Origin of the sequence: Algibacter sp. L1A34 (genome assembly GCF_009796805.1) — a bacterium.
In the GTDB taxonomy this organism is placed as follows: domain Bacteria; phylum Bacteroidota; class Bacteroidia; order Flavobacteriales; family Flavobacteriaceae; genus Algibacter.
In genome coordinates this window covers 1,919,399-1,930,000 of record NZ_CP047029.1, presented here as the reverse complement: position 1 = coordinate 1,930,000, position 10,602 = coordinate 1,919,399, and the positions used below count along the sequence as shown (strand labels likewise).

Below are 10,602 nucleotides of genomic sequence, written 5' to 3'. Positions count from 1 at the left end.
TAGTCATCTTTTGCCGTAACCTTTAATACATAACTCATGAAAGTAGTGTATACTATGCAGTATTAATCCAAATTTCTCTGGGCTATCCTGCAGCAAAAGGTAGATTCTATACGCGTTACGCACCCGTGCGCCGGTCGTCATCTGTGCAAGCACAATGTTACCCCTCGACTTGCATGTGTTAGGCCTGCCGCTAGCGTTCATCCTGAGCCAGGATCAAACTCTTCATCGTTAAATTTTTAAGTCTTTCGACTATTACTTTTAACAACTAATTAGAATCTCTAATACTCAAAATGGTCTATTCTCTTTGTTAAATTAATCCGTTTCCAAATTAATTTTACGCTGTCAATTCAATATGTTTATGAACTTTTTCTCTTCTTTTCTTAACAAGCTACCTTGCTAAGCGGGTGCAAATATAAAACCCTTTTTTAACTCCCACAACAATTATTTGATTTTTATTTTGAAAAAATTTGAAACCCTTTCTCAACCAAAACCCAATAACCTTCTTATGAACGTCTCGCTAAATTCGTTGCCGTTTTTAGCGGCTGCAAACTTACAACCTTTTCTGAAACTCACAATGTTTTTTAATCCTTTTTTTAAAAGAAATTTAATCCCTTCAAAATCTAAACTAAGCAACCTCTGTATGAACGTTACCGCTTTAAAAATTTTACCTTTTTTAACGGGGTGCAAATATACATGCCTTTTTAGTTCTGACAACCTTTTTATGAAGGTTTTTTAGATTATTATTTACAAATACTTTAATTAATTGATCTTTAATATTTTACAAAACTTCTTTTTTACTAGGTTTTACTATGACTCATATATTTTGCTAAGCAGCTTGGTATATCTTCTTTGATATAGCCACTTTTGTAGTCATTATTCTTTATAGATTTTATTTTTTTCAATCTTTTAAGCTTAAATATTATTTCGTTTTTTTATGTTTTAACTAGATAAATATTGAAATGCCTCAGAAAAAAGGGGTAACATTATTCTTTTTTATTCTTCTATAATATGCAACACATATAATTTAAAGGAAGAGTACTCTTATATATGCCTGTTCTTTTTTAATAACTCTCCCATTATTTCTACTTTAAAGTTTTTATTTCTTACATGTTTAGGTGTTAAATACTGCCACCTCAACAGATTTTAACTTAACTTTTTTAAAAACAGCCTGTCCTGATCTAGCCCCGCGTTAGGGATTGAACGGTATGTTTAAGCTCTTTTTGTGTGGTTGCGCCTATGCAACACAAAAAAGCGAGTAGTGAAAGCCCGACTCTTGATGCACGACTAAAGGTGCAGCAAGAGTAACGCCTAATTTATTCTAAAAGAAATATACCTATATATAATGACTAGGTTTAATATATTTACCGCATGTTTATGAATTCGACTTTTTTAAAACTTAATAAGCAATCATTACTCCTTGCTATTTTGTCTGTTTTGCTCTATTGGGCTTTTGCTTATAATTTGGTACGTACAGATTACTTGAAACTTATAGGTCTTTATGTTACCCTGTTTGCTTTGTTTTACCGTTTGGTATCTACATTTAAAGATGACCTTAAGCTTTTAACTTATTTGGCTTTTGGGTTTAGGTGTGTTTTTATTTTGGCTATACCGAACTTATCTCAAGATTTTTATCGTTTTATTTGGGATGGCCGGATGATTTTTGCTGGTTTTAACCCCTATCTATTTACGCCTGAATCATTTATAAATTCCGAACAATCCCCTATAGCCCAAGCCGAGGCTTTGTACACTGGAATGGGAGTGCTTAACGGGAGTCATTTTACAAATTACCCACCTATTAATCAGCTTTGTTTTTTTATTGCTTCAGTTTTTGCTGGAAAAAGTATTTTGGGTTCGGTTGTTGTTTTTAAGTTTCTTATTATTGCTGCCGATTTTGGTACGTTTTTCTATGGTAGTAAATTACTTAAAAGATTAGATATTCCTGTTTATAATATTTTCTGGTATATATTGAATCCTTTTATAATTATTGAACTCACGGGTAATTTACATTTTGAAGGTGTAATGATATTCTTTTTAATATGGAGTTTATATTTGCTGCATTGTGGAAAATGGAAATTTGCTGCCGTGATTTTAGCATTATCCATTACTGTTAAACTAATTCCTTTAATATTTTTGGCTTTATTTTTTAAGTGGTTTTTATTTAATAAACACAAGACGAACAATGAAAAACCAAATTTATTAGCAGGCTTATGGAAACTTGTTGGTTTTTACAGTATAACTTTACTAACCACACTCCTATTGTTTGCACCCTTTCTGTCTGCGGAATTCTTTAATAATTACGCTAAAACTGTTGGCTTATGGTTTCAGAATTTTGAATTTAACGCAAGTCTTTATTATATAGCCCGAGAAGTTGGCTATACGTTTAGAGGTTATAATGAAATTGGCATTATAGGAAAGGTGACTCCAATTTTGGTTGTTTTATTTATTTTGATTATTACTTTCTTTAGAAAGAATAAAACAATGGTTGAATTAATTTCTGCAATGTTACTCGTTTTGTCTTTCTACTACTTTACAGCAACTACTATACACCCTTGGTATATTGCAACACTTTTAATTTTGAGTGTTTTTACGAAATATAAGTTTCCGTTGGTTTGGAGCTTTGTAATAATACTTAGTTATTTGGCTTATGTTAATATTGATAAAGCAGATAAATCGGAAAACTTATGGGTAATCGCCTTGGAATACGCTGTGGTTTATGCTGTTTTTATTTGGGAAGTGTTTTTAAAGAAAACAGATAAGCGCTTAAGTGTTTCTTCAAAAAAAATATCGACCACCATATAAATGACGATCGATATTGAATATCAATATAAGCTTTACGCTTAGATTTTCTTTATTACTTAAAGAGTTTTGGCTACTGTATTAACTGCTGCGATGGTAAAATCCAAATCCTCATAACTCAATGCTTCTGTAATAAACCAAGTTTCGAAAGCACTTGGCGCTATATAAACACCAGCATTTAGCAATCCATGAAAAAAGGCTTTAAAAGTATCATTGTTTCCGTTTGCCGCTGTTTTAAAATCTACAACTTTAGCCTCATCAAAATGAATAGAAATCATAGACCCTACTCTATTTATAGTATGTGTAATATTATTTTCGGTTAAAACCTTAGCAATTCCTTTATGTAGGTAAGCTGTTTTTTTGGCTAAGCTTGTAAAAATAGTATCGTTATTATTTAATTCTGTTAACATCGCCAAACCCGCAGCCATAGCTAATGGGTTTCCGCTTAATGTTCCCGCTTGATATACTGGACCAATTGGCGCCAAATAATTCATAATTTCATTTCTAGCAGCAAAAGCACCTACAGGCAAACCGCCACCAATTACTTTTCCGAAGCATACAATATCTGCACTTATATTATATAACTCTTGTGCTCCTCCTTTTGCCAAGCGAAACCCCGTCATAACTTCATCAAAAATTAACAGAATATCATTTTCACTACAAACATTTCTCAAGGCTTGTAAAAAACCTTCGGTTGGAGGAATGCACCCCATATTACCAGCCACAGGTTCAATAATAATACAGGCTATTTCGTTTTTATTCGCTTCAATTAATGACTTAACATTTTCAATGTCATTATAAATAGCCAACAACGTATCTTTCGCTGTTCCTTTTGTAACACCAGGACTATTGGGTGTTCCAAATGTACTTGCCCCACTTCCTGCTTGAATTAAAAAAGAATCTGAATGCCCATGGTAACAACCCGCAAATTTTATTATTTTATCTTTATTTGTAAATCCACGAGCCAAGCGCACAGCACTCATACAAGCTTCTGTTCCCGAGTTTACAAAACGTATTTTATCAATATTTGGCACCATAGAAACCGCTAATTCTGCAATTTGTGTTTCTATTTCTGTAGGCATACCAAAAGATGTTCCTTTTTTCGCTTTTTCAATTACGGCATTTACAACGGGTTCGTGAGCATGCCCCAAAATCATTGGTCCCCAAGAATTAATGTAATCGATTAACCGGTTACCATCTTCATCATATAAATAAGCTCCTTTTGCTTCTTTTACAAAAATTGGAGTTCCACCAACACCATTAAACGCTCTAACCGGTGAATTCACACCACCCGGAATCACTTTTTCTGCCTCGGCAAATAAGGCGCTACTTCGTTTATAAATCATATGTTCTATTTTGGACTCACTTGAAGTTCTTGTCCTATTTTAATGTTATTATCCTCTAAATCGTTTATCGCTTTTAACTCTGGGACACTAATATTATGCATTTTAGCAATGTAATACAAGGTATCACCTTTAACAACAACATGTGTTATTACTTTTGGAACATCACGAACGCTAACCACATTAGTCTTCGCATTAATTACAATTTCATCTCTTTGTTTAAAATCTGAATTTGATTTTGATGATTTTCTTCCTCCATCGTATTGATCCAAATTATAACGCTCAATTAAGCTAATTAATTTAGCAGGATATTTAGGATCGGTAGCATAACCAGCAGCTCTTAATCCTCTGGCCCAACTTTTATAATCGGTCTTTTTTAACTTGAATAATCCAGAATATCGATTGCGTTCGGTTAAGAATAATGAGTGGTCACGAAAAGAATTTTTCGCATCATCGTATTTTCTAAAACATTCTTGCGCGGCATCATCATCATGATAAATTCTATCACCATCCCAATCGTGACATTTAATACCAAAATGATTATTAGCCTCTTTAGAAAGTCGTCCATTACCAGAAGCCGATTCCAAAATACCTTGTGCTAAAGTTATACTCGCGGGTATATTATACCGTTCCATTTCTGCAACCGCCACATCTGCATAATTTGCAATATATTCCTCAGTGGCATTTGTATAAGAACTTTTAGTTGCTGTTTTAACTCCCTCAGTTTTTTTTGTAACACGCTCTGTTTTTGTTTTTCGCTTTTTTGTAACTACCGTTTTTTTAGATTTACAACTAAAACTTACAACCACAACACAAAGCAATATTAAAACTCTATTCATTATTTATTCAATTAATGGTAAATTTTTCTTTTTCAAATTAACATTCATTCCATCGATTCCTTGTAAACCTCCTGTATGAATAGCTAATATTTTTGAACCTTTCGGAAACTGATTTTTTTCAATTAAATCGAAAAGCCCAAACATCATTTTCCCTGTATAAATAGGATCTAACGCAATACTATTTTCAGATTTAAACGTATTTATAAAACTGATTAAATCCGCATTTATTTTAGCATAACCACCAAAATGATACTCGGACGTTAATTTCCAATTCATTTTGGTTGCAAATTTACTAATATCTTGTTGTAAAAAGTCGCCTTTTAGAGCAGGAAAACCTAAAATTTGTTGATTTGGGTTCGATCTATTGATTAGTCCGGAAATTGTTCCTCCGGTTCCCACCGAACAACATATATAATCGAAACTTTCATCTTCAATAGTTAAAATCTCCTCACACCCTTTTACGGCAAGTGTATTTGTACCACCTTCTGGAATGGTATAAAAATCTTGAAATTCTTCACTTAAATAATTCAGAAAATCATCAGAAGTTTTATTTCTATAAGCCTCACGCGATACAAACTTAAACTGCATACCGCAATGCTTGGCATAGCTTAAAGTTGGGTTGCCCTCAATTTTATCAACTAATTCTTCCCCTCTAATAACCCCAATAGTATTAAATCCTAGAATTTGGCCAGCCGCAGCAACTGCGACAATATGGTTAGAATAGGCTCCACCAAAAGTAAGCAAGGTTTTAAACCCTAACTTTTCGGCTTCAATAAGGTTGTATTTAAGTTTTCTGTATTTGTTTCCAGAAACAAAACTATGAATAGCATCTTCACGTTTAATGTAAAGTTCTATATCACTATTATTTGGCAAACTTATTCGTTGATTTACGCTATTTTCTAGTTGAAAAATCATGGTTTCAAAGATACTTTAAAAATCTCCAAAACGAACGTTCATTTAAATATTGTAGGTTCCTTTCGTTTAAATACGCTTCTTTTTCAAATGAAATACTCCTATATGCAACATTCCAGTTTTTATGCTGAAAAAAGCGAAACACAAACTCCAAAACATACCATATATAAAAAGGAATAATAAACAGTTCTATTTGTTGTTTTAAATGAATTTTCTCGTGGTTGAGTAATACAATATCCGTTTTTAGCTTTTTACTTTTCAAAAACACAAAGGGATAAAGGGTTATGCCCGAATATCCTTTTGGAACTAAATATTTTGAAATAAAAATCATACTGTATTCTAAACAAAAACCAATCCAATATATGAAAGTTTCAGAAATAAATAATTCCATTTTACGTTATCTTTGTAATCTATGAAAAAAATTATCCCTATTGAAGAAGGCGATTTTTATTGGACACCCGAAGGTTACCGGTGTTTCACGGCGCAATACTTATTAAAACGAGAATATTGTTGCGAAAGCGGATGTCGACATTGCCCATATGGATTTAACAAGAAAAGTAACTCCATTAAATAATAACAAAAGCAGTAGAATCTAAAACTTATAATATGGTACGATTATTGCAGCATTTAAAAAATACAAACCAACTCAAAATCAATTACATGTTGATTAAAAAGTTGTAAATTGAAAAGAAAAACTTAAAAAACGCTTCCTTATGAAAACATTTTTAAAAACACTACCGCTTTTAGCATTGTTGGTTGTAGTAACTTCGTGTAGCTCAGTTAAAGTTGCTGCCGACTACGACAAAGATGCCAATTTTAACAGCTACAAAACATTTGCCTTTTTTAAAACAGGTATTGATAAAGCTGAAATTAGCGATTTAGATAAACGCCGTATTTTACGCGCTATTGAAGCCGAACTAATGGCAAAAGGTTTTACAAAATCTGAAGATCCAGATTTACTAATAAGCCTATTTACCAAAGCAAATCAACGTGTTGATGTTTACAACAACTCTTGGGGCATGGGCTCTTGGGGATGGGGTGGTTTTGGAGGCTATGGCCCTGGATGGGGATGGGGTTGGAATAGCCAGCCAAGTGTATCTACCTCTACACAAGGTGTTTTATATATTGACTTAATTGATGCCAAGAAAAAAGAACTAGTTTGGCAAGGTATGGGTACCGGTTATTTAACTCAAAAAATGGAAAAGAAAGATGAACGTATTAAAGAGTTTGTTTCAGAAATTATGATGAAGTATCCTCCAGGAGCGAATAAATAAACATAAAAAAAGGCGATTATAAATTTATAATCGCCTTTTTTTTTATCTCACTTTTTAATCCCTATTGCAAACTAAGCTTTAAAGCATCATAAGATTCAGAATTAATACCTACTAAACCGTATTTTACCTCACCTTGCTTTATTGTTGATCCCTTTATATCAAAATTTGCTAATTCAGTTTTAAACTTTTTATTAGCCGAACTTGCTGCTATTAAATTTCCTGCTGCTAAACCAGGTCCTAAAATTAATCCTACAGGTGTTGAACTCGTTGTTTCTTGCAACCCATATTCGCTTGTTTTTGTTGTATAAAAATTAACCGGAGTTAATAATAAATAAAATAAATGCGTTGCAGGGCTTTGTTTTAGAGTTTTAAAAGTTTTCTCTTTATCTAAAACATAAATTTCGTTTTCGTTTGCATAAACCAAGTTTAAATCTCTACCGAAAACTAAATCTCCATCAGAATTATTAGAAATTTTTACAGCTACCAATCGTATACCTTTTTTATCTTCTTTCTTAGAGTATTTTTTATCTAGTAAATCGTATTTATACTCTAATGTCACTCCTTTCGTTTCAGTCTTAGACACGTAGTTTATGTTATTTGGCTCAATCACTCGATAACGCGACGCGCAATTAAAAAAAGATAAAACAAAGATAAAGACACAAAGTAGTTTAATAAATTTCATATGGGTTGATTTTTAAGTTTGAGCGAAAATAAAACTATTATTAGTTCACTACCAACATGAATGACAAAAATAAAAGAAGAACATTATTACACATAATACAATCAAAATAAATGAAACAAAACACCATATCAATGATTAATTCGTATTTTCACCTAAGTAAAACCGTTTATATTTATGGATACATCAATAAAACCAAACGTTATTTTAAATTGCTTACCGAGACATCTAAGGCAATTTATTAAGCCACAAAATTATACCGCCTACTCGGCGATAGACCAAGCCGTTTGGCGTTATGTGATGCGCAAAAATGTTGATTTTTTAAAAAAAGTAGCACACAAATCTTATTTAGATGGTTTAAAACTTACAGGAATTTCAATTGATAGCATCCCCAATATGTATGGCATGAATCGTATTTTAAAAGATATTGGTTGGGCAGCTGTAGCAGTAGATGGCTTTATTCCTCCAAATGCTTTTATGGAATTTCAAGCTTATAATGTATTGGTTATTGCAAGCGATATTCGCCAATTGGAACATATTGAGTATACACCGGCTCCAGATATTATCCACGAAGGTGCAGGCCACGCTCCTATAATTGCAAACCCAGAATACGCTGAGTATTTACGTCGTTTTGGAGAAATTGGTTGTAAAGCTATTTCATCGGCTAAAGATTACGAACTCTATAAAGCTGTTAGACATTTGTCTATTATAAAAGAGGCTTCAGATTCAAATAAAGATGCTATCGCTTCCGCGGAAAAAAAGGTAGACCATTTACAACAAAACATGGGGGAGCCAAGTGAAATGTCTTTAATACGGAATTTACATTGGTGGACAGTAGAATATGGTTTAATTGGAACTATTGAAAATCCAAAAATTTATGGTGCCGGATTACTATCCTCAATTGGAGAAAGTGCTTGGTGCATGACGGACATTGTTAAAAAACACCCCTACAATATAAATGCTACATATCAAGATTTTGATATTACAAAACCCCAACCTCAACTTTTTGTAACGCCAGACTTTGCTCATTTAAGTTTAATTTTAGAAGAATTTGCTAATACAATGTCTGTTAGGAAAGGTGGCCTTTTAGGTATTAAAAAATTAATACAGTCGAATGCTTTAGGAACCGTGGAACTAAGTACAGGTCTTCAAATATCTGGAGTTTTCTATGAAGTAAAAGATAACGACGGACAAGTAATTTACATACATACCAAAGGAAAAACGGCCCTAGCCTATCGTGAAAAAGAATTGGTTGGGCATGGTACCAATCATTATTCCAATGGTTTTAGCTCTCCCATCGGGAAATTAAAAGGAATAAACATTGCTATTGAAGATATGAGTCCGCGTGATTTACGCGCCTATAACATATATGAAGAAAAAGAAACCACTTTAGAATTTGAAGGCGGCATTACTGTTTCGGGAGAAATTATTACAGGAAAACGGAATCTTCAAGGAAAAATAATACTCATAAGTTTTAATAACTGCACGGTAAAACATAACGACACAATTCTTTTTAAACCTGAATTTGGGGTTTACGAAATGGCCGTTGGCAAAACCATTGTTTCAGCTTTCTCTGGCCCAGCCGATTTAAATAGTTTCGATTTAATAACACACAAAACTTCATCTAAAACTATTCAGAATAAAAAATCTAAAAAACAATTAGAGTTAGAAAAACTCTACCAACAAATTCGAGACTATCGCCAAGGAATAAACAAAACTATTTCGAGAACTAAAGTTTTAGAAGAATTGATCGAAAATCACCAAAACGATTGGCTCTTACCTATAGAAATTTTCGAATTAGCTTTTATTGAAAATGAAACCAAACTTTGTAAAAGTATTCTAACTCACTTAGAAATAGTAAAACAAAACCAGCCACAAATTGGGAGATTAATTGATGATGGTTTGGGGATTATAAGGAGAAAACAACATACTATCTAAAACGTTTCAACGTGTTTTTCGTGAACGTACTAAGTACAAGTTTTCCACTAATTTTGGCACGTTCACTTAATAAATCGTCCCAGTTATTGGTGCCTTCCCAAAACACCTTTTTCATTTCTTTTAATGCTTTAGGGTTGTAAGTCGCCAATTTTTCAGCGAGTATTTTTACTGCTTCATCTAGTACTTCTGTGCTTTCAAAAACTTCAGAAAACAATCCTTTCTCCTTAGCAAATTCCGAAGAAAAAAAAGTTTCGGCATCTATCGTCATTTGCGACATCGCATTCTTCCCAATCTTCCTAGAAACAGCAGGTTCGATAACAAAGGGACCAATACCTATGCTAAGTTCGCTTAATTTAATAGAAGCGTATTGGGTTGCTAAACAATAATCTGTAGCTGCCGCTAAACCAACGCCGCCACCAACACTTTTACCTTGTACTCTACCAATAATAAGTTTCTGGCATTTCCGCATAGCGTTTATAACTTTTGCAAAACCTGAGAAAAACTGAAAACCAGTTTCCTCGTCCTCAATTGCACTAATTTCGTTAAAACTAGCACCGGCACAAAACGTTCTATCTCCACCACTTTTTAATACAATTACATTTATATCATCATTTATACCAGCAGCCTTAATAGTTTGTGCTAGTAATTCTAAAATATCACTTGGCATAGAGTTTCTATTGGGATGATGAAACTCAATATATCCAACCTTATTTTCTATGTTTAACGTAACGTATGCTTCCATTTATTCGGATAAATTAAAGGTGAAATATACATAAAATTATTAAGTAACAGTAGTTACATGTTTTTAATAAAATATGAAG

General features: G+C 32.9%; 10 protein-coding genes and 1 rRNA gene (1 of these 11 running past the window's edge). 4 read left to right on the top strand and 7 right to left on the bottom strand.

Going from position 1 to position 10,602, the window contains the following annotated elements:
- Positions 1-229, bottom strand: a 16S ribosomal RNA gene (locus GQR97_RS08265); it reaches 1,289 nt to the left of the window's first position.
- A gap of 1,139 nt (positions 230-1,368) precedes the next feature.
- On the opposite strand from GQR97_RS08265, the gene GQR97_RS08260 reads away from it, so the two are divergent.
- The gene (locus tag GQR97_RS08260) at positions 1,369-2,799 is read left to right on the top strand and encodes a mannosyltransferase (protein ID WP_158847331.1); all 1,431 of its coding nucleotides are present in this window, start codon (positions 1,369-1,371) and stop codon (positions 2,797-2,799) included.
- Positions 2,800-2,855: 56 nt separating this feature from the next.
- Here the strand turns inward: GQR97_RS08260 and hemL are convergent, their stop codons facing one another.
- From hemL to GQR97_RS08240, 4 genes are read right to left on the bottom strand one after another with little or no spacing between them, the layout of a single operon-like run.
- Positions 2,856-4,142 (bottom strand): glutamate-1-semialdehyde 2,1-aminomutase, encoded by a 1,287-nt coding sequence (gene hemL, locus GQR97_RS08255; RefSeq protein ID WP_158847329.1) that lies wholly within the window; start codon positions 4,140-4,142, stop codon positions 2,856-2,858.
- A 5-nt stretch (positions 4,143-4,147) separates the two neighbouring features.
- Positions 4,148-4,978 carry a glucosaminidase domain-containing protein gene (locus GQR97_RS08250; protein WP_158847327.1) on the bottom strand — a complete coding sequence of 277 codons (831 nt, stop codon included), beginning with the start codon at positions 4,976-4,978 and terminating at the stop codon, positions 4,148-4,150.
- 3 nt (positions 4,979-4,981) lie between these two features.
- Positions 4,982-5,893: a 1-aminocyclopropane-1-carboxylate deaminase/D-cysteine desulfhydrase gene (locus GQR97_RS08245; RefSeq protein ID WP_158847325.1), complete on the bottom strand. Its 912-nt coding sequence runs from the start codon at positions 5,891-5,893 to the stop codon at positions 4,982-4,984.
- A 4-nt stretch (positions 5,894-5,897) separates the two neighbouring features.
- Positions 5,898-6,221, bottom strand: a complete 324-nt coding sequence (locus tag GQR97_RS08240) for a hypothetical protein (RefSeq protein ID WP_158851675.1) — start codon at positions 6,219-6,221, stop codon at positions 5,898-5,900.
- 81 nt (positions 6,222-6,302) lie between these two features.
- On the opposite strand from GQR97_RS08240, the gene GQR97_RS08235 reads away from it, so the two are divergent.
- Positions 6,303-6,464, top strand: a complete 162-nt coding sequence (locus GQR97_RS08235; RefSeq protein WP_158847323.1) for a DUF5522 domain-containing protein — start codon at positions 6,303-6,305, stop codon at positions 6,462-6,464.
- A 139-nt stretch (positions 6,465-6,603) separates the two neighbouring features.
- Entirely contained in the window at positions 6,604-7,164 is a 561-nt protein-coding gene (locus GQR97_RS08230) for a DUF4136 domain-containing protein (protein ID WP_158847321.1), read from the top strand.
- A gap of 61 nt (positions 7,165-7,225) precedes the next feature.
- Here GQR97_RS08230 and GQR97_RS08225 read toward each other — a convergent pair whose 3' ends face one another.
- The gene (locus GQR97_RS08225) at positions 7,226-7,846 is read right to left on the bottom strand and encodes a hypothetical protein (RefSeq protein WP_158847319.1); all 621 of its coding nucleotides are present in this window, start codon (positions 7,844-7,846) and stop codon (positions 7,226-7,228) included.
- Between the two features lie 174 nt (positions 7,847-8,020).
- On the opposite strand from GQR97_RS08225, the gene GQR97_RS08220 reads away from it, so the two are divergent.
- Positions 8,021-9,781, top strand: coding sequence for an aromatic amino acid hydroxylase (locus GQR97_RS08220; RefSeq protein WP_158847317.1), 1,761 nt, complete (start codon positions 8,021-8,023; stop codon positions 9,779-9,781).
- On the opposite strand, the gene GQR97_RS08215 is transcribed toward GQR97_RS08220, so the two are convergent.
- On the bottom strand, positions 9,774-10,523 hold the full coding sequence (locus tag GQR97_RS08215; RefSeq protein ID WP_158847315.1) for an enoyl-CoA hydratase/isomerase family protein: 750 nt from the start codon (positions 10,521-10,523) through the stop codon (positions 9,774-9,776). The genes GQR97_RS08220 and GQR97_RS08215 overlap by 8 nt on opposite strands.
- Positions 10,524-10,602: the final 79 nt, after the last annotated feature.